The organism is Rhizobium sp. WYCCWR 11128, assembly GCF_013416305.1.
In the GTDB taxonomy this organism is placed as follows: Bacteria; Pseudomonadota; Alphaproteobacteria; order Rhizobiales; family Rhizobiaceae; genus Rhizobium; species Rhizobium indicum.
Genome location: NZ_JACCEZ010000008.1, coordinates 100,882 through 120,303, shown reverse-complemented (window position 1 = coordinate 120,303; position 19,422 = coordinate 100,882). Strand labels below are relative to the sequence as shown.

General features: G+C 62.4%; 14 protein-coding genes. 12 read left to right on the top strand and 2 right to left on the bottom strand.

Going from position 1 to position 19,422, the window contains the following annotated elements; translation table 11 throughout:
- Positions 1-37 precede the first annotated feature (37 nt).
- The 10 genes from HX898_RS23235 (at position 38) to HX898_RS23190 (ending at position 12,350) form a co-directional block, all read left to right on the top strand.
- Positions 38-1,963, top strand: a complete 1,926-nt coding sequence (locus HX898_RS23235; RefSeq protein ID WP_180195874.1) for an ABC transporter substrate-binding protein — start codon at positions 38-40, stop codon at positions 1,961-1,963.
- Between the two features lie 102 nt (positions 1,964-2,065).
- Complete coding sequence (locus tag HX898_RS23230; protein WP_138390265.1) at positions 2,066-3,052, top strand: ABC transporter permease; 987 nt, start codon at positions 2,066-2,068, stop codon at positions 3,050-3,052.
- Positions 3,053-3,064: 12 nt separating this feature from the next.
- The gene (locus tag HX898_RS23225) at positions 3,065-4,198 is read left to right on the top strand and encodes an ABC transporter permease (RefSeq protein ID WP_138390267.1); all 1,134 of its coding nucleotides are present in this window, start codon (positions 3,065-3,067) and stop codon (positions 4,196-4,198) included.
- Positions 4,188-5,237 (top strand): ABC transporter ATP-binding protein, encoded by a 1,050-nt coding sequence (locus tag HX898_RS23220; protein ID WP_246697973.1) that lies wholly within the window; start codon positions 4,188-4,190, stop codon positions 5,235-5,237. The genes HX898_RS23225 and HX898_RS23220 overlap by 11 nt, the downstream gene beginning before the upstream one ends.
- Positions 5,237-6,295, top strand: coding sequence for an oligopeptide/dipeptide ABC transporter ATP-binding protein (locus HX898_RS23215; protein ID WP_180195872.1), 1,059 nt, complete (start codon positions 5,237-5,239; stop codon positions 6,293-6,295). The genes HX898_RS23220 and HX898_RS23215 overlap by 1 nt, the downstream gene beginning before the upstream one ends.
- Positions 6,295-7,128 carry a 5-deoxy-glucuronate isomerase gene (locus HX898_RS23210; RefSeq protein ID WP_180195871.1) on the top strand — a complete coding sequence of 278 codons (834 nt, stop codon included), beginning with the start codon at positions 6,295-6,297 and terminating at the stop codon, positions 7,126-7,128. The genes HX898_RS23215 and HX898_RS23210 overlap by 1 nt, the downstream gene beginning before the upstream one ends.
- A gap of 69 nt (positions 7,129-7,197) precedes the next feature.
- Positions 7,198-9,063 carry a glycosyl hydrolase gene (locus HX898_RS23205; RefSeq protein WP_180195870.1) on the top strand — a complete coding sequence of 622 codons (1,866 nt, stop codon included), beginning with the start codon at positions 7,198-7,200 and terminating at the stop codon, positions 9,061-9,063.
- Positions 9,064-9,092: 29 nt separating this feature from the next.
- Positions 9,093-9,911 (top strand): TIM barrel protein, encoded by an 819-nt coding sequence (locus HX898_RS23200; protein WP_180195869.1) that lies wholly within the window; start codon positions 9,093-9,095, stop codon positions 9,909-9,911.
- Positions 9,912-9,915: 4 nt separating this feature from the next.
- Positions 9,916-10,932 (top strand): hydroxyacid dehydrogenase, encoded by a 1,017-nt coding sequence (locus HX898_RS23195; protein WP_180195868.1) that lies wholly within the window; start codon positions 9,916-9,918, stop codon positions 10,930-10,932.
- Positions 10,929-12,350, top strand: coding sequence for a mandelate racemase (locus HX898_RS23190; RefSeq protein WP_180195867.1), 1,422 nt, complete (start codon positions 10,929-10,931; stop codon positions 12,348-12,350). Before HX898_RS23195 ends, HX898_RS23190 begins: the two co-directional genes overlap by 4 nt.
- A 592-nt stretch (positions 12,351-12,942) precedes the next feature.
- On the opposite strand, the gene HX898_RS23185 is transcribed toward HX898_RS23190, so the two are convergent.
- Together HX898_RS23185 and HX898_RS23180 are read right to left on the bottom strand one after the other, a co-directional pair.
- The gene (locus HX898_RS23185) at positions 12,943-16,089 is read right to left on the bottom strand and encodes an efflux RND transporter permease subunit (protein WP_180195866.1); all 3,147 of its coding nucleotides are present in this window, start codon (positions 16,087-16,089) and stop codon (positions 12,943-12,945) included.
- Positions 16,089-17,189, bottom strand: a complete 1,101-nt coding sequence (locus HX898_RS23180; protein ID WP_180195865.1) for an efflux RND transporter periplasmic adaptor subunit — start codon at positions 17,187-17,189, stop codon at positions 16,089-16,091. The genes HX898_RS23185 and HX898_RS23180 overlap by 1 nt, the downstream gene beginning before the upstream one ends.
- 208 nt (positions 17,190-17,397) lie before the next feature.
- On the opposite strand from HX898_RS23180, the gene HX898_RS23175 reads away from it, so the two are divergent.
- Positions 17,398-18,084: a response regulator gene (locus HX898_RS23175; protein WP_105010368.1), complete on the top strand. Its 687-nt coding sequence runs from the start codon at positions 17,398-17,400 to the stop codon at positions 18,082-18,084.
- Between the two features lie 2 nt (positions 18,085-18,086).
- Complete coding sequence (locus HX898_RS23170) at positions 18,087-19,376, top strand: ATP-binding protein (protein ID WP_180195864.1); 1,290 nt, start codon at positions 18,087-18,089, stop codon at positions 19,374-19,376.
- The last annotated feature ends 46 nt before the right edge of the window (positions 19,377-19,422 follow it).

Sequence of the window (19,422 nt, the reverse complement as noted above, 5' to 3'; positions counted from 1 at the left end):
TTAACGATAACCTAGAGCAAAATATTGGGAGGAAAGAATGCAACACGTCAGAATCTTAAGACGGCAGGTTGTCTCGACCGTTGCCGCGGCGATCCTCATGGGTGCCGGCTGGGCCGGTGTCGCATTCGGCTTTGAGGAGTCGCCGGAACTGAAGGCGCTGGTCGATGCCGGCAAGCTGCCGCCGGTCGAAAAGCGGCTGCCCAAGGAGCCGCTGGTACTCACGCCGCTTGAATCGGTTGGTACCTATGGCGGCACCTGGCGCACGGCCACCTTTGGCGGTGGCGACAGCGAGATCGAACGTTCAATCGGCTATACGAGACTGGTCCGCTGGAATCCGGAATGGACGGAAGTGATCCCCGATCTCGCCAAGAGCGTCGAGGTCAATGCCAATGCCACCGAATATACCTTCACCTTGCGTGAAGGCACACGCTGGTCGGACGGCGAGCCCTTTACCGCGGACGATCTTGTGTGGTGGAACGAGAACGTGCTGCGCAACACCAAGATCACGCCTGCGGCACCCGACTGGCTGACCGCAGGCGGAGAGACCGTCAAGGTCGAAAAGCTCGCCGCCGACAAGGTCGTCTTCAAATTTGCCGCGCCGAACGGCCTGTTCCTGATGAATATGGCGACCGTTCGCGGCTCCGATATTCTGGCAGCGGCACCGGCCCATTACCTCAAGCAATTCCACAAGGATTTCAATCCCGACGGCGTCGATGCCCTGGTGAAGGCAGCCGGTGCAACCGACTGGGTCCAGCTCTTCAACAACAAGATCGGGTTTCCCGGCCGCTGGCGCGATCTCGGCCGTCCAACGCTCGATGCCTGGGTGTTGACCGCGCCCTATAACGGCACCACCCAGGTCGTTGGAGAACGCAATCCATACTATGCCAAGGTGGATACCGCAGGAAACCAGCTGCCTTACTTCGATCGGATCACCATCGATGTGATGCAGGATACACAGGCCATCATCCTGAAGGCGATCAGCGGCGAAATCGACATGCAGAACCGCTTCATCGAGACGACGGACGCCCGTACGGTGATCGTGCAGAACCAGGAGAAAGGAGGCTACGGCCTGTTTATCGCCCGGCCGGCGTGGTCGAACGCCCTGCTGATCACCCTCAATCAGACCCACAAGAATCCGGCCTTGCGTGCTGTCTTTTCCAACAAGGATTTCCGCATCGGCCTCAGCTACGCTATCAACCGCGAAGAGCTCAACCAGCTGATCTATGCCGGACAGGCCAAGCCTTATCAGGCGGCACCGCGTGAAGGCACCGCGCTCTATGACGAGAAGATGGCGACGCAGTATCTGGAATATAATGTCGATCTCGCCAATCAGTATCTCGACAAGGCCGGCCTTACCAAACATGACGCCGAAGGCTATCGCCTCGGTCAGGACGGCAAGCGGATCACCTTCGCGATCGACGCCTTGACCGGAAGCCCGATCCAGGTGGATGCCCTCGAGATGATCCAGCGCTACTGGCGGGCTGTCGGCATCGACATGCAGCCCCGCCCGGCCGAACGTTCGCTGATCTTCTCCCGCCTGCAGAACAACGAGAATGACGGCCTTGGATGGGTCGGCGGCGGTGGCTACGACTTCCTCGGCCTGCTGGATCCCAAATGGTATTTCCCGCACGAATACGAGTCGAGCTTCGCGACGGCCTGGGGCCTCTATTACCAGAACCCCAAGGATCCGAACGCGCAAGAACCGAGCCCCGCTGCCAAGAAGCAGATGGATCTCTACCGGCAGGTGCAGGAAGCGCCGACGCTCGAAAAGCAGTTGGCCGAGATGAAGGAACTGCTGGCGATCACCCGTGACGAATTCTACGTCATCGGCACCAACCTGGAGCCGGATCGCGTCGGCATCGTCAAGACCAATATGCGCAATGTCCCGAAGGTCATTCCCAGCACATCGTTCTACATGACGCCGGGACCGGCAAAGCCCGAGACCTTCTACTACCAGCAATAACGGAACGCGACCGACAGGGCTGGCGTCTACGGGCGCCACCCCATCAACACCAGCCCAGTCCCAATCATCCGATCGGCGATCGCCGATTGAAGGAGCTTGACCATGGCCGGCTTCATCATCAGACGTCTGCTTTACATGATCCCGATGATGTTCGCGATATCAGTCGTGACCTTCATCATCATCCAGCTGCCGCCCGGCGACTTCCTGACCGCGATGACGGCGCGTCTGGCCTCCCAGAACGAAACGATCGATCCCGGCGTCATCGCCGGCCTGCGTGAACGTTACGGCCTCGATCAGCCCTGGGCGGTCCAATACTGGAAATGGATCAGCGGCATCCTGCTGCGCGGCGATTTCGGCCAGTCCCTCGATTGGAACAAGCCGGTCAGCGAGCTGATCTGGGGCCGCATGGGCCTGACGATGGTGGTCTCGGTCACCACACTGTTCTTCGTCTGGGCGGTGGCCTTTCCGATCGGCATCTATTCGGCCGTGCGGCAATATTCGGTGGGAGATTACGTCGCCACCTTCTTCGGCTTCCTCGGCCTTGCCATCCCGAACTTCCTGCTGGCGCTGGTGCTGATGTATGTTTCGGCTCAATATTTCGGCCAAAGTACCGGCGGGCTGTTTTCGCCCGCCTATATAAATGCGGTCTGGAGCTGGGCCAAGCTCGGCGATCTCATGTCGCATATGTGGATCCCGGTCGTCGTTCTCGGCACCGGCGCGACGGCAGCGCTGATCCGTATCATGCGCGCCAACCTGCTCGACGAGCTCAACAAGCCCTATGTCGACATGGCCCGCGCCCGGGGCTTGAGTGAAATCCGGCTGCTGTTGAAATATCCGGTGCGGGTGGCGCTCAACCCCTTTGTCTCGACCGTCGGCTGGGTGCTGCCGCACCTCGTCTCCGGCTCGGTGGTGGTCTCCATCGTTCTCAGCCTGCCGATCACCGGGCCACTGCTGCTCAACGCCCTCTTTGCCCAGGACATGTATCTGGCCGGCACGTTCATCCTGCTGATGAGCATGCTGACGCTGATCGGCACACTGATTTCGGACCTGCTGCTCGCCTGGCTCGATCCACGCATTCGCAACGGCTGAAGGACGAGACCAATGACCGATCAAGCCATCGCGCTATCACCCGAACGGATCCAGAATTCCGACGCGGTCGCCGGGCAGTGGAAGCTCATCTGGCGGCGCTTCCGTCGCCATCGCCTGGCGCTGGCGGCCGGCGTCGTCATCTTTTTGATCTACCTGGTCGCCCTGTTTGCCGAGGTTCTCGCCCCGGTTTCGTCGCAGACCTACGATTCCCGCTACACCTATGCGCCGCCGCAGCAGATCAGGTTCGCCGGCTACGACGCGGCCGGGCAGTTTCATCCGCTCTACGTCAACGGTTATTCGATGAAGGTTGACCCGATCGCGCTCAGCCGCAATTACGTGCCCGATCCGGCCGTCGTCATCCCCCTCGGCTTCTTCGTCAAGGGCGAACCCTACCGGCTCTGGGGGCTGTTTAATTTCGACCGGCACCTGATCGGCCCGATCGAGATGGGCAAACCATTCTACCTGTTCGGCGCCGACCGGCTGGGTCGCGACGTCTTCAGCCGGACGGTCCACGGCACCCGCGTTTCTATGTCCGTCGGACTGATCGGGGTGGCAATCAGCCTCATCCTCGGCATCATCCTGGGCGGCATCTCGGGGCTCTACGGCGGCTGGGTGGACGATGTCATCCAGCGCTCCATCGAACTCATCAACTCTATCCCGACCATCCCGTTGTGGATGGGCCTTGCGGCTGCCGTTCCGATCAGCGCCGATCCGCTCCTGGTCTATCTCTGGATCACGATCATCCTGTCGCTGATCGGCTGGACCGACCTGGCACGGGTGGTGCGCGGGCGCTTCCTGTCGCTCAAGACGGAAGACTTCGTCATAGCCGCCCGTCTCGACGGCTGCTCGCAGATGCGCATCATCTGGCGGCACATGGTGCCGTCCTTCATGAGCCACATCATCGCCTCGGTGACGCTTGCCATTCCGACGATGATCCTCGCAGAAACCGCGCTCTCCTTCCTCGGCATCGGCCTGCGCCCGCCGGTGGTGAGCTGGGGCGTGCTGCTTCAGGAGGCACAGAACATTCTTGCCGTCTCGAGCGCACCCTGGCTGTTTCTTCCCGGTCTCGCGGTGATCGTCACCGTGCTCGCCCTCAATTTCCTCGGTGATGGATTACGCGATGCTGCAGATCCCTATGAATACTGATCCCAATTTTGCCGCAGCCGGCGGCCGGCACAGGGATCGCGACCCGCTGATCGAGGTCGATGATCTCAGGACCCACTTCTTCGGGGGTGCGGGCACCATCAAGGCGGTCGACGGCGTCTCCTTTTCCATCCCGCGCGGCAAGACGGTCTGTGTCGTCGGCGAATCCGGTTCGGGCAAGAGCATCACCGGCCGCTCGATCCTCAACCAGGTTCCCAGGGGAGGGCGGATCGTCTCGGGGGCAATCCGCTACCGGCCGGATCCGGCAGCACCCTCCGTCGACCTGGCGGCGCTCGATCCGCGCGGCCACGACATGCGGGCGATCCGCGGTGCCCAGATCGGCCTGATCAGCCAGGAGCCGATGGCCGCACTTTCCCCCGTTCATACGATCGGCAACCAGATGGTGGAAGTGATCCGCCTGCATCTGAAGATGGGAAAGAAGGAGGCGCGCGAACATGCCATCGAGACATTGGCTCTGGTCGGCATTCCGCGGCCGGCCGAGCGTATGGAAAACTATGCCTTCCAGTTTTCCGGTGGCATGCGCCAGCGCGTCTGTATCGCCTTGGCGCTCGCCTGCCGCCCCAAGCTGCTGATCGCCGACGAACCGACCACGGCGCTCGATGTGACCACCCAGGCCAATATCCTCGATCTGCTGGCCTCGCTGCAGGCCGAATTCGGGCTCTCGGTGCTGTTCGTGACCCATGATCTCGGTGTGGTGGCCGAAATCGCCGACGAAGTCGTCGTCATGTATGTCGGCCGGGTCGTGGAGGCAGGCGATGTCGACACGATCTTCCACGCGCCTGTTCATCCCTACACCAAGGCGCTGCTGCAATCGGTGCCGCGCATGCACGGGCAACCCACCGAACGGCTTGCGATCATCGATGGCATGGTGCCCTCGCGTTTCAACCGGCCCCAGGGCTGCAGCTTTCATCCCCGATGCAAAGAGGCGAGGGCCGGCCTGTGCGACCAAAAGGATCCGCAGCCCGTTACGATCGGCGACGGGCATGTCGCCAGCTGTCTGCTTTACGAAGGAAGACAATGATGGCTGATCCCATAACCCAACCAAGCCCGCTGCTCGAGCTGACCGATCTCAGGATGCATTTCCCCATTCGCAAGGGCGCATTCCGGCGTGTGGTCGGACACGTCAAGGCGGTCGATGGTGTCTCGCTTCGTGTCGAGGATGGCGAAACACTCGGCATTGTCGGGGAATCGGGCTGCGGCAAGTCCACGCTTGCCCGCACGGTGCTGCGCATCTATCAGCCGACGAGCGGTGAAATCCGCTATCGCAACCGCAGCGGCGGCACGGTCGATCTCGCGGCCTTGTCGGGGTCTGCCCTCGACGAAATCCATCGCGACCTGCGCATCGTGTTTCAGGATCCGCAATCCTCACTCAATCCGCGCCTTCCCGTCATCGACATCATCGGCGAGGTGCTTGGTGTCAACGGCATCGCCAAGGGCCGGGAACTCGAGCACCGGGTCGCCGACCTCATGCAGAGCGTCGGCCTGCGGCCCGAATACATGCACCGCTATCCCCATGCTTTCTCCGGCGGCGAGCGCCAGCGCATCGGCATCGCCCGGGCGCTGGCCTCCAATCCGCGGCTGGTGATCGCCGATGAGGCCGTTTCGGCGCTCGATGTCAGCGTGCAGGCACAAACCATCAACCTCTTGCAGGACCTGCAGGAGCAGTTCGGTCTGACCTATCTCTTCGTCGCCCACGACCTCTCGGTCGTCCGGCACATCTCGGACAATATTGCCGTCATGTATGTCGGTCGGGTGGTCGAAAAGGCGCCGACGGAGCAGATCTTTTCGCGCCCGCTCCACCCCTACACCGAAGCGCTGCTCTCGGCCGTGCCGATTGCCGATCCGAGGATGCGCCGCCACGGCCAGCGCATCCGGCTGGCGGGCGAGGTCGCCGATCCCGCCCATCCGCCCCCCGGCTGCGCATTTCATCCGCGCTGCCGCTACGCCACCGAGCTTTGCAAGCAGGAGGTGCCGGGCTTACGCACCGTCACCGCCGATGGGCACGCAGTGGCCTGTCACTACGCCGAATCCTTGTCGCTTAATCCCTTCGCCGACCGTACCGTTCCGGAGTTCAATTGATGCCCGAATTCATTCCACGCTCCGAGCAGCGTCCCATCGTGGATATCTCCTCCACGACGCTCGATCTCATCTACTTCGACCTCGTCACGCTTTCGGCCGATGGCCAGAACACGCGGCGGCTGCCCATGCACGAAAGCCTCTACGTCGTGCTGTCGGGGCAGGTGGATATCGAGGTCGATGACATCATGTTCGAAGCGGTGGGCCGGCGAGCCGATATCTGGGGAGGCGATGCGGACTCGGTTTACGCGCCCGTCGGAGCCAATGTCCGGATATCGGCTCGTGGCGCGGCGGCGGAAGTCGCCATTGCCGGCGGCCTCTGCGACACGCGTTACGCCGCGTTTCGCATCACGCCGGATGAGGTCGACGCGGTCAATGTCGGCTCGTCGGACACGCACAGCCAGCGGCGGATCGTCCACCTGCTCGGCCAACGACAGAACGGACGCTGCGGCAACCTGCTGGTGAGCGAACTCTATGCCGGCGAGGGCTGCTGGTCCGGCTATCCCCCTCACAAGCACGATACCGAAGACGGCGATGTCGAAACCCGGCACGAAGAACTCTATCACTACCGCTTCCAGCCAGAGACCGGCTTCGGCAGCCAGATCACCTATGACGAAGACGGTCCGGTCAAGATCCTCATGACCCGCAACGGCGACACCGTCCTGGTCGACCGGGGTTACCACCCGACGGTCACCTCGCCGGGGCACCGGGGCTATATCTTCACCATTCTCGTCGGCAAGCATCGCCGGGGGCTGATCCAGCGCTTCGATCCCGCCCATCAGCATCTGACCAAAACCATCCCCGGCATCGATGCGATGCGCGACAAGTTCAAATAATCCGGCTCCTGGCTTCGTGCGCCGACATTGCGGCGCACTGCCAAACGTCCGCCCAAGGAGAGACGACCCATGCGTGAACGTACGCGAATAAACGTTGATGCCAGTGAAGCGGTGCGCCCGTTCAACCGGTTCTGGCGCGGCACCGGCTTTTCACCCGCCGAGCTGCTGCTCGAGCCCGAGATGCGCCAGATGCTCGCCTATATCGGCGGCCTGCCGAATGAGGGCATCAAGTTCCTGCGGGTGCATTATCTCTACAATCTGCTGAGCGCAAAGGGCGGGGCCGGCTATGACTGGTCCCTGCTCGACCGCGCGCTCGACGTGATGATCGAACACCGGCTGAAGCCGTTCTTCGAGCTGATGGGCAACCCGTCCGGCCTGTTCACCGACTATGAGGACATGGATCAGGTCAGGCGCTGGCGGGATCTCGTGACGGCGACGGTCGACCGTTATGGCGCGCGTTACGGCATGGACGAATTGCGCACATGGTATTTCGAAACGACGAACGAGGCCGATTCCGGCTGGTGGACCTACGGGATCAAGGGTTACACCAACTACTACGACGCCTGCGTCGTGGGGCTCGATGCCATCGATCCCAACCTGCCGATGGGCGGGCCTGGCACCGCCCGTACGCTCTCGCCGATCTTTCGCGCCCTCATGGCTCATTGCGACAGCGGCACGAGCTGCCTCACCGGCGATGGCCCGCCGCGGATCGATTACATCTCGATCCATGAAAAGGGCGTCAACGGCAGCAAGGAAGACCTGACCCCGAAAACCAACGCCATCGTCGACCGCACGTTGCTCGTCGTCGACTATCTCAAAGAGCATCACCCGCGCCTCGCGGGCCTGCCCATCATCAATGATGAATGCGATCCGCAGCTCGGCTGGAGCGATCATCATAGCTGGCACGGCAAAGCCTATTACGCCGGCATCATCGCCCGCATCGTCGAACAACACGACCGGCGCATCATCGCCCCGAAAGCGGCGAATTTCACCTTCCTCAGCAATGACCACGCCTTTATCGGCGGCTGGAGCCAGCGCACGATCTTTGCCTATTTCGGTTCGCGCAATTTCACCAAGGCGCAGTGGGAGCACAAGACCAATCTGGATATGCTGGTCACGGATGTCGACAGGGCGCCGCCCTTCGACATCATCAAGAAGCCCGGCCTCACATCGATGGAACTGCTGGCAACGCTTGGCGATACCGTTTGCAAGGTGACGGCCGAACCGCCGCTTGCTCCCGACCAGGATGGCCTGGCGATCCTGCCGACGCGGCTGCCGGGCGGCGGTGTTTCCATCAGCCTCATCCATAGCGTCGATGCCATCAACCGTTCGGGCCGGACCGCCGTCCGCCTCGAGGTGAGCGGCTTGGTTCCCAGCCGCCACGCCCTTTGCCTGCTGCGCATCGACGAGGAATTCACCAATCCGATGGAGGTCTGGGAGGCCCAGCGCGACGAAAGCGATCCGCGTGGCCCCTTCGAGCCGGTCGGCGCACCGCCCGCACCGACCGAGGCGCAGTTTGCCGAACTGCGCCGGGCGCAGGAGCCCGCCTTGCTGCATCCGATCAGCGTCGTCGACTGCGACGAAGGCCGGATCAGTGTCGACCTCGATGTGCCATTGCCGTCGCTGACGCAGGTGCTTGTCGTTCCTGATACTGGCACGCACCCGGCGGCACCGACCGGCCTTGTCGTCGAACGCTACCTTGGCCTTGGCGGCCGGGAGGAGCGCATGCTGTTCTGGGCTGCCGGCGATATCCGGCCGGCCATCTTCTACGATGTCCTGGTCAGCACCGATGGCGGGACTTTTGAAAAGGTCAGTTCCGTCCCGCTGATCTCGACGGCATTTCTGCACATGTCGCCGCCGGAGGGCGTGCGTTATGCGGTGTGCGCCCGTGATGCATTCGGCCGCCGCAGCGAGCTTTGTGTCTCCCTCTCATGAACAATGCCTTTCTGCCTGGGATCTGATCGATGGATATCGCCTATTTCACCAAGACCCTGGAGGGCCTGTCGCTCGAGAAGGCGGCCGGGATCACTGCCGGTTTGGGATTCGACTGCGCTGATCTTCTTATTCGCGACGGTCACGCCGTTTCCCCTGACAGGCCGGAGGAAATCGTCAATGCGGTAAAGCTCTTTGCCGCGGCCGGCCTGCGCACCCCGATGGCGACCATCGATTCCACCCGGCCCGACGATGCCGCATCCCGGCTTCTCGGTTGTTGCGGCGAGGCTGGCATCGGGCAGGTCCGGCTTGGCTTCTGGCGCTACGACCCGTCGCGGCGCTGGCAGGCCCAGCTTGATGAGGCGCGGCGCGATCTCGACGGCTTCGAGCGCCTGGCCGAACGCTTCGGCGTCAAGCTGACGATCCAGCTTCACGGCGGCACCCTGCACAGCTCGGGCGCGCTGGCGGTGCGATTGCTGGCCGGGCGTGATCCCATCAGAATTGGCGCTTATCCCGATCCGGCCAATCAGATCATTCGCGAGGGGAGCGAGGACTGGCGTCTAACCCTCGATATTCTCGAACCGTGGTTCTGCTGCATGGGCGTCAAGAACAGCGGTTGGTTCCCCGGCGCTTACGGAGCTCATGGCCAACGCGCATGGCATTCGGACTGGTACGGGCTCGATGAAGGCATGGTGCCCTGGAACGAAATAGTCCCGCATCTGGTGGCCACCGGCTTTGCCGGCGTGCTCTCGATGCAATCCCAATACCGCGTCTCTCGAGAGCGGGCGCTCGACAAGGTCCGCGCCGATCTTGCCCATCTCAGGCGCCTGGTCGCCGTAGCGAAAGAGTAGAACCATGATCGAACAGGCTCCCGTTATCGCCGTATTGCTGACCGAAAAAACCCGCCGGATGATGCTGGACGACGCGGCGATTGCCCAGTTGAACGCTCTTGGCGAGGTGCGTTGGCCGACCGGCGCCACAATCGACGCCACCGATGTCGACCACCTGCTGCAAGACGCCACGGCATGTCTCACCGGATGGGGCACGCCGCCCTTCGATCCCGCCGCGCGCCAGCGCCATCCGCAACTCGCCCTTGTCGCCCATTCGGCAGGCAGCGTCCGAACACTCGTTCCCCCCCGTCTGTTCGACGATGGCATTCGCGTCACCCATGCCGCCTCGAAAATTGCCGCCTCGGTTGCCGAGTTCGTCGTCGCCGAAGCGCTGCTCGCCATGCGCGGCATTCATCGGCTGCATCATCAATTGCGCAACGGCGGCGAATGGCTCGACGTCCGCGCAGCCGTGCCGCAAAGATTGCTGGGCGCCAGAACGGTTGGCATCGTCGGCGCCGGATATGTCGGGCGGGCGGTCATGCGGCTGCTCGTTCCATTCGGCTGCCGCGTGCTGGTCGTCGATCCCTTTCTCCACGATAGCGAGGCCGCTGCGCTCGGCGTTTTCAATGCCGGGTTGAACGATATGCTGGCTCAGAGCGACGTGATCTCTCTGCATGCGCCTGTCCTGCCCGAAACGCGCCGCATGATCGGCGCCCGCGAACTGGCGCTGCTGCGCCCCGGCGCGCTGTTCATCAATACGGCGCGCTCGCAGCTGGTCGACGAGGCGGCTCTGCTCGCCGAGATCCGCTCCGGCCGCATCGAGGCGGCTCTGGACGTCTTTGACGACGAGCCGCTGCCTGCAGATAGTCCGTTCCGCGATCCCGCACTGGCCAATGTCACCATTTCGCCGCACGCTGCCGGTCACACCGAAGAGGCGCATCTCGCCCAAGGACAGGCCATGGTGGATGAGATCGGCCGGCTGCTTCGCCGGGAACCTCTCCATCACGAAGTGTCCCGTGCCATGCTCGACCGCATGGCATGACCATGGATAGAAGCATTGGAGGTTCCGTGACGGCGCCGCGCATCAGAATCATCGAGATCGCCGCTTTCGAGCGCGACATCAGGCTGCGCCTGCCGTTCCGTTTTGGCGCGGCAACTCTCGAAAAGGCGCCGCAAGCCTTTCTCAGGGTCCGCGTCGAGGATGAAGAGGGGCGAACCGCCCTTGGCGCCGCCGCCGAGATGATGGTGCCGAAATGGTTCGACAAGAACCCGGCGCTCACGCCGGCGCAGAATGTCGATCAGTTGCGCACCTCGATCCGCACTGCTGCGGCCGCTTCGCTCGAACCGTCGGCGCCGACGACATTGTTTGCCGCCGCCCGTCTGAACGAAATGGAAACCGTGCGGCGTTTGCCTGGAAATCCGTTGGCCGCCGGTTTTGGTCCGTCGCTCATCGCCCGCGCCGCGCTCGATGCCTATTGCCGCCTTGCCGGCATTTCCTTCTTCGAGGCGGTGCGGGGCAATCTCGTCGGCATCGGCGGCCCCATGCTGCCCGACGATATCGACGCGGATGCAGCTTCGGCGGTGCTGTCCGATCTCCGTCCTGCCGGCTCGATCTCGGCCCGGCATACGATCGGGCTTGTCGATCCGATCAGCGAGGGCGATGTCGTCCATCCCGTCGATGACGGCCTGCCGGAAAGCCTCGAGGCGGTGATTACGCGCTATGGCAACCGCTGGTTCAAGATCAAGCTTTCAGGCGCGATCGATGCCGATATCGACCGGCTGACGCGGATCGCCGCCGTGCTGGACAGCGTGACCGACTACCGGGTGACGGTCGACGGCAACGAACAGTTTGGCGGACCCGAACAGCTCGCCGCCTTGCTGGCGCAAATCAAGGCGACGCCCCGGCTGGCGAGGCTGCGTGCGGCCATTGCCTTTGTCGAACAGCCGTTCTCGCGCGCAATCACCATGGAAACGCCGCTGGGGGCTTTGGCGGCGCAATTGCCCTTCCTGATCGATGAGAGCGATGACGGCGATGGCGCCTTCGCCTCCGCCAGGCGGCTCGGCTATACCGGCGTCTCCTCGAAAACCTGCAAGGGCATTTACCGTTCGCTGCTGAAGGCGATCCGCATCAGAACCGGAACGGTGCCGGGATTGTTCCTCTCCGGCGAGGATCTGACCTGCCAGGCTGGGCTTGCCGTGCAACAGGATCTGGCGCTGGTCTCGCTGCTCGGTCTCTCCCACGTCGAGCGCAACGGCCATCACTATGTGGCCGGCATGCAGGGAGCGTCGCAGGCGGAGAAGGCGCGCTTTGCCGCGGCCCATCCCGATCTCTACGAGCAGGGTGCCGACGGACCGCTGCTGTCGATCCGCGACGGCCGGATCGCCATCGGCTCGCTCGGGGCGGTCGGCTACGCGAGCGGCGCCTTGCCCGATTTCGAAGCGATGACGCCATTGTCATGACGGCCGACAATGGTCAGCATGAGAGATAGGGAGTGCTGCCTCGTTGAACTGTTCGATCTGTCCGGCAAACACGCCCTGATCACCCGGAGCATCGATCACCCCGTTCCTCCAATTGAAATGTCTTCCAGTAGAGCATGACGCTCTATTCGAACGTTTTCAGCGCGGCCTGATTGGATCCCGGGACTTAAGAGAGCAGCAATTGAGATATAATTTTTTGAATCAAGCTTCAGCAACCACCGCCAAATCTCGGCAAATATGACTTTTCGCTCCGCGAAGCGGCAATGCAGAATATTTCGATGTGCCTTGGACACACGACACTCCGGATTGAACTGAGGTCGAACTCTAATAGCTGTGTGGATGTTAAGCGCGGTTAAGGAAGTGTAAAGTTTGGTAAAGGTTCTTTCTGCGACGCAGGCGAGGTAGGCTGTTGGCAGAGAAGATGCAGGACGCGCAGGCGGCGCGAGGCCGCCTGCGGGGGAACACGTCCCGCGGTCTCGTCCCGGGGGAGGGAATTCGACCGAAGAGGTTGCCATGAAAGCCGCCGGTGCGGCCCGTATCGGCTACGGAACCATCCGGCCAATGGCGCAGATGGTCATCTCGGACCTTGCCCTCGCTTCGAAAGCTCGGGCTTGAAGGTGATCGCCGCACGATCGTTGGATGCAAGCGGTTCCGAGTCGGCAGTATCAGGCCCGGTCGGGCGCACGAGGCGCTTGAGCGCCTCGTTGAGGTCGTCGACAAAAGTGAAGATGACAGGGATGACGATGAGGCTGAGCAGCGTCGACATCATGACACCGCCGATCACCACGATCGCCATCGGCTGCCGGAAGCTGGAATCGCCGCCTGTCAGGCTGAGAGCCACCGGAAGCATGCCGAATGCCATGGCGATGGTGGTCATGATGATCGGTCGCGCGCGCTTGTGGCAGGCATCCACAAGGGCATCGAACCGCGACATGCCCTGGCGACGCGACATGATCGCGTATTCGATGAGAAGGATGGAGTTCTTCGTCACCACGCCCATGAGCATGAGCAGCCCGATGACGGCCGACATCGAGAAGCTGGTTCCGGTCACCACCAGCGGCACCAGCGCACCGCCGAGCGAGAGCGGCAGAGCCATCAGAAGGGTGAGTGGCTGCAGGAAGTCGTGGAACAGCAGGACGAGGACTGCGTAGATGCAGAACACACCGATCGCCATTGCAAGGCCAAAGCTCTGGAACAGCTCCGAACTGCGCTGCAGTTCGCCCTGTTCGACAAGGGTGACCCCCGGCGGCAGGCGTCGGAGTGCCGGCAGAGCCTGCGCCTCGCGGTTGACGTCGCCCAGGATGCGGCCGTTGAGCTCGACGGAAAGAGTGACATTGCGCATCCGGTCGATGCGGTCGATCTCCGACGGACTGCCGCCGATCCGGATATCGGCAATCGACCCGAGATCGACATTGCCGTTCGTTCCAGCCACCCGCATGTTCTTGATGTCGTCGAGCTTCGTACGTGTCTCGGGGCTGAAGCGGACAACGATCGGAACCTGGCGCTGCGGCAGGTTGAGTTTTGGCAGATCGGCGGAATATTCCCCGTTCGTCGCTACGCGCACCGCCTCGGCGATGGCGCTCGACGTCACCCCGAGCGCTGCTGCGCGGGCGAAGTCGGGCGTGATCTGGATCTCGGGCGCCTGCCTGGCTGCGGTCGATGTCACCGCGCCGATGCCCTGCAGCGTGCGGAGCTGCTCTTCGAGCGCCGTGCTTGCACTGTCAAGCGCGTTGGCATCGTCACTGGCAAGGGTGATCTCCAGCTTCGTGCCGTTGCCGCCGCCGCCGACCGCGACCCGCACACCTGATAGGACCGAGAGAGCCTGCCGGATGTCGTTTTCGATTTCCGACTGTTTGCGATCGCGCTCGCCGATGGGCGACAGCACAGCGACGATCGTGGCGGATCCGACGCTGCTCGTGGTGCTGGAGTCGGGGCCGCCGCCTGATGATGCGGAACCGACCGAGGAAAAGACATGTGTCACGTCCTGGAGCTTGCCGACGATATCGGCGGCCTTCGTGGTGGTGGCGTCCGTCTGCTCGATAGTGGCACCCGGCTGCATGGTGAGCGTGATCTGAGCTCGCGCGTCGTCGGAAGCGGGCAGGAAGCCGGATTTCAGGAGTGGGATGGTGGCAAGCGAAAGTGCGACGACGACGGCAGTCACTGCCACCGTGGTCTTCCTGCGGTTCATGGCGGCTTTCACGATTGCCAGATAGGCGCGCATGACGCGGCCGTCCTTTTCCTCGGTCGGATGGGCCTTCATGAAATAGGCGGCCATCATCGGCGTCAGCAAGCGTGCGACGACGAGCGAGACGAGGACGGCAACGGCGGCGGTGATGCCGAACTGGCGGAATATAAGGCCCGGTATGCCGCTCATGAAGGCCGTCGGCAGGAAGACCGCGACCAACGTGAAGGTGGTTGCGATGACGGCGAGCCCGATCTCGTTGGCCGCCTCAAGAGCGGCGTCGATCGGCCGCTTGCCCATCTGCAGATGGCGGGCGATGTTCTCGACCTCGACGATGGCATCGTCAACGAGGATGCCGACCACGAGCGACAGCGCCAGCAAGGTGACGATATTCAGGCTGAAGCCGGCCAGGTACATGACAAGGAAGGTCGGTATGACCGATAATGGCAACGCCACGGCCGACAGGATTGTCGCACGCCAGTCCCGAAGGAAGAGCCAGACGACGATGATCGCCAGGATCGCCCCTTCGTAGAGCATGTGCATCGAACCATCGTAGTTGTCGATGATCGGCCCGATCGTGCTGTAGGCTTCCTCGATCTGCACGTTGGAATGCTTGGCCGCGAACTGTTTCATCGTCTCGTCGACGTCGGCCGCGACACCGCTGTCCGAAAACCCGTTCGAGCGCTTGATCTCGACCGCGATCACCGGTTTGCCGTCGAGATAGGCCATCGAGGACCGCTCGGCGAAACTGTCCGTGACCGATGCGACGTCGTCGAGACGAACCTGCTGCCCGTTGGCCAGAGGAATTCTGAGTTCCTTCAGAGCATCGACCGAGGCCACGGCGCCGAGCGTGCGCAATGTCTGCCGGGTGCCGCCAATCTCTCCAAGGCCACCTGAAGTATCAGCCTGAACCGACTTCAATTGCGCCGACACAGTGGTCGCCGTGACGCCGAATGCCGCCATCGTCGTCGGATCGAGGTCGACGTGAACCTCGCGGTCGACACCGCCGATGCGGTTGACCTGTCCGACGCCCGATACCGATAGGAGCGCCTTGGTCAGATCGTTGTCGATGAACCAGGAGAGCTCGGTTTCATTAAGGGCGGTAGACTGGATGGCATAGGTGACCAGCGCCGAACTCTGCACGGTGACTTTGGTGACGCTTGGCGTTTGCATCTGCGCCGGCAGATCGGCCTTTGCGCTGTCGACGGCGTTGCGGACCTCGTTCAGGGCCGTTTCGCTGTCCTTCTCCAGTTTGAAGGACACGCTGATCGACACCGTGCCATCGGTGATCGTCGTCGTGACGTGGTCGAGATAGCTCAGCGAGGCAAGATTGTCCTCGATCGTGCGGGCGACCTCCGTTTCGAGCTGCGCCGGCGCTGCGCCATCGAGCGTCGCGGTAATTTTGATGGTCGGGAGGTCCATATCGGGGAAGTTCTGGACCGGCAGATGCTTGAACGCCAGCAAACCGCCGACGGCAAGCATCGCAAAGAGCAGGATTGCCGGTACGGGATTGCGGATCGAAAATGCGGAGAAGTTCATCAACCTTCTCCCGCAGTCTTCACGAGATCGTTGTCCGACAGAAACGCTCCGCCCGACGTCACCACTCTCGCCGACTTATCTATGCCGGAGACGATCTCGACTTCCCCGTCGTTGCGGCGGCCGGTCTCGACCCGCACCCGCCTTACCCGCTTGTCCTCGCCGGCGGTGAAGACGTAGTTTATGCCGTCACGGAAAACGATCGCCGTCTCCGGAACCGTCAGTGCCGGTGTGGTCCTCAGTTCGATGGTGCCGGTGACATAAAGGCCGGTGCGCGGCTGAACATCCTGGGGAAGCGCGACATAGACGATCGCCCGGCTTGTATTGGTGTCGACCGAAGGTCCGACGAGCCTCACCTTGCCCTGAATGGCGTGTCCGTCCGGCCCGTCGATGTCGACGCTCAATCCTTCCGAGATGCGCGAGAGGTAACGAGCGGAAACCTCGGCCTGCCATTCGACCCGCTGCTGGCGGACCAGGCGAAACAGCTCGGCGCCGGAGGAGACGACCGCGCCGAGTTCGGCCGATCGCGAGGTTACGAGACCGTCGTCGACGGCCGTGACAGTTGTCTGGTCGAGCTTGATCTTCTGGCTGTCGAGCGCCGCCTCTTCAGACGCAAGATTTGCCGTCGCCGTCTGTTCGTCGGCGAAATATTCGACGATCTTTTCATCCGAGAGAGCGCCCGAAGAGCGAAGCTGGCGAGCCCGATCCGCATTGGCCTTCGCCTTTGTCAGGTTTGCCTTAGCGGTCACGACGGCCGCCTCCTGCTTGCGAAGGTCGGCCTGCACGCTGTCCTGCGACATCAGGACGAGGATCTGCCCCTTCTTAACCACGGAGCCGACGTCGGCCAGGATTTCGGTTACGCGCAGACCGCTCGTCTCGGAAGCGATGATGGCTTCCTGCCAGGGCTTCAGCCAGCCGCTTGCGGGAACGGTTTCCGGCCAGTCCCGCTCAGCCGGCGTCACCAGCGAGACGGTAAGGGCAGGTGCGGCGGATTGATCCGCCATGGCATTGCGCAGGGGAAGCAGAAGCGCTGCCGTAACAAGAGCGGCAACGAATATTCTGGGCGGCTTTCTCAACGATGCACTCCTTGTGGTCCAAGGCATGGGTGCCTTTTCCCGATCCGTGCCAACTCGATGCAGGATTGCGGCTCATGATGAGGCAACCCGATACTGGCTCGCGGTGATGTCATGGCAGGATAAGTAACCGGGTGAACGTTAAGTGCGGTCAAGTTAGTGTTAAGTTAGGTAAAACCCGGTCGCGCGACGGTGTTTGTGCTGTATGGCTGACAAGGATCAATGACGGACGAAGTGAATGAACAAGGTTCTCCTCATCGACGACGATGCCGAGCTGACGACGCTTCTGCAGGAATATCTGGTCGAAGAAGGATATGAGGTCGTCACCGATACGGACGGGCGCGCCGCCATTGCGGCGGCGGCCGGCAATACGGTCGATATTATCGTGCTCGACATCATGATGCCTCGGATGAACGGGATCGAGGTTCTGCAGAGGATCAGGAAGCTCAGCCAGGTCCCGGTCCTGATGCTGACCGCAAGGGGCGATGACGTCGACAGGATATCGGGTCTCAATCTGGGTGCCGACGACTATGTGCCGAAGCCATGCTCGCCGGGCGAACTTGCGGCGAGACTGCGCGCTATCCTCCGCCGGGCAGGCCAGCCGGCGGCCGGCGCGACGACCGACACGATAAGGGCGGGAAAACTCGTGATTCATCCGAGCAGCAGGATCGCCGAATGGCGCGGCGAAAGCTTGGAACTGACGGGCACGGAATTCAGCCTGCTCGAGGTCCTCGCTCGCAGCGCCGGCCAGCTCGTGTCGAAGCAGGACATTTCGAAGCGGGCCTTCGGCAAGCCGCTGACCCCGTTCGATCGCCGTATCGACGTCCATATCAGCAGCGTTCGTCAGAAGCTCGGACTGAGGGAGGACGGGCAATCCTGGATCCAGTCCGTTCGCGGCCAGGGCTACCAACTTCTCGTGGACTGACCATGCCCCGGCTTTTCTGGAAATTCTTCACGACGATCTGGCTGACGATGGCGGCGACAGTCGGCGTGATCTTCCTGCTCGTCAATTTTCTCCAGGGGGTTCCTTTTGCGCGCGAACTGGAGGAAGAGCGGCGCGCGATCGCCCTGAACCTCACCGCAAACGTGCTCGCCAGAGATGGCGAAGATGCCGCCGCGCATTTCGTGCGCACAAGCGAAGAGACGCTACCGGCTGGTCTGACGATCTCCAAAACTGCGGAAGCCGATGCCTGTGCGGTTCCAAAGACCGTCGATACAAGATCTTTCCAGAAGGACGGGGTTTGCTATCAGATTTCCCTGCCGGTCCAGGCGACGTTCACCTTCGACAACATAGGTCCGTTCATACCGTGGCTCGCGATCCTGATTTCGAGCACGATATCGGCAGGTGCACTCGCCCGGTACCTCATTCGTCCCGTCGTGCATCTGCGTGATGGCTTGAGCGCGCTCGCCCATGGCCGCTTCGACTTCCGCATCGGTGACAAGATGGCCGGCCGAAAGGACGAGGTCACCGCGCTTGCGCATGACTTCGATTCCAGCGCCGCCCGGCTTCAAGAGCTGCAGGATGCGCAGCAGAGATTGTTCCATGATGTCTCCCACGAATTGCGTTCGCCTTTGTCCCGTCTGCAGGCCGCTGTCGGCGTCCTCCGGCAGAGCCCGGCCAAACTCGGCGCCATGCTGGACCGCATGGACCGGGAGGTCGAACGGCTCGATGCGCTGGTCGGCGAAGTTCTGACGCTTGCCAGGTTGACTGCGGGATCCAGCCGGCCGCTGAAAACGCACACTCTTGATGTCATCGAGCTCCTGAACGAAATTCTCGGCGATGCGGCATTCGAAGCCCAGGCGCGGGAGGTCTCAATCACAACCAGTGTCGAGGGCGTCTTCCGCGCCGAAGTCGAAGGCGAACTGATCTACAGGGCGCTCGAAAACGTCGTCCGCAACGCCGTCAAATACACGGCCGAGCATTCGCACATATCAGTGGCTTGCGAGGCGACGACCGAGCGCCTCAAAATCTGCGTCACGGATCAAGGGCCGGGTGTCAGGCGAGACGAACTCGAACGGATCTTCCAGCCGTTCTCACGTGGGACAGAGGCCGTGCCAAGAGGCGGATATGGCCTGGGTCTTGCAATCACCAGGCAGGCCGTCGAGCGCCATGGCGGGCGTGTGCATGCGTCGTTGCCGGATGCCGGAGGCCTGGCAATCACCCTGGAACTTCCTAGAAAACCGACACCCTATGGTTCTGTTGACCACCAAGCCTGATTCGGCTCCCCGCGATTTTACCTAACTTTACAGTGTCTTTACCGCC

Bases quoted from the DNA above. Each gene is read 5' to 3' on its own strand.
- HX898_RS23235 (WP_180195874.1), top strand. From the start codon at position 38: ATGCAACACGTCAGAATCTTAAGACGGCAGGTTGTCTCGACCGTTGCC.
- HX898_RS23230 (WP_138390265.1), top strand. From the start codon at position 2,066: ATGGCCGGCTTCATCATCAGACGTCTGCTTTACATGATCCCGATGATG.
- HX898_RS23225 (WP_138390267.1), top strand. From the start codon at position 3,065: ATGACCGATCAAGCCATCGCGCTATCACCCGAACGGATCCAGAATTCC.
- HX898_RS23220 (WP_246697973.1), top strand. From the start codon at position 4,188: ATGAATACTGATCCCAATTTTGCCGCAGCCGGCGGCCGGCACAGGGAT.
- HX898_RS23215 (WP_180195872.1), top strand. From the start codon at position 5,237: ATGGCTGATCCCATAACCCAACCAAGCCCGCTGCTCGAGCTGACCGAT.
- HX898_RS23210 (WP_180195871.1), top strand. From the start codon at position 6,295: ATGCCCGAATTCATTCCACGCTCCGAGCAGCGTCCCATCGTGGATATC.
- HX898_RS23205 (WP_180195870.1), top strand. From the start codon at position 7,198: ATGCGTGAACGTACGCGAATAAACGTTGATGCCAGTGAAGCGGTGCGC.
- HX898_RS23200 (WP_180195869.1), top strand. From the start codon at position 9,093: ATGGATATCGCCTATTTCACCAAGACCCTGGAGGGCCTGTCGCTCGAG.
- HX898_RS23195 (WP_180195868.1), top strand. From the start codon at position 9,916: ATGATCGAACAGGCTCCCGTTATCGCCGTATTGCTGACCGAAAAAACC.
- HX898_RS23190 (WP_180195867.1), top strand. From the start codon at position 10,929: ATGACCATGGATAGAAGCATTGGAGGTTCCGTGACGGCGCCGCGCATC.
- HX898_RS23185 (WP_180195866.1), bottom strand. From the start codon at position 16,089: ATGAACTTCTCCGCATTTTCGATCCGCAATCCCGTACCGGCAATCCTG.
- HX898_RS23180 (WP_180195865.1), bottom strand. From the start codon at position 17,189: ATGCCTTGGACCACAAGGAGTGCATCGTTGAGAAAGCCGCCCAGAATA.
- HX898_RS23175 (WP_105010368.1), top strand. From the start codon at position 17,398: ATGAACAAGGTTCTCCTCATCGACGACGATGCCGAGCTGACGACGCTT.
- HX898_RS23170 (WP_180195864.1), top strand. From the start codon at position 18,087: ATGCCCCGGCTTTTCTGGAAATTCTTCACGACGATCTGGCTGACGATG.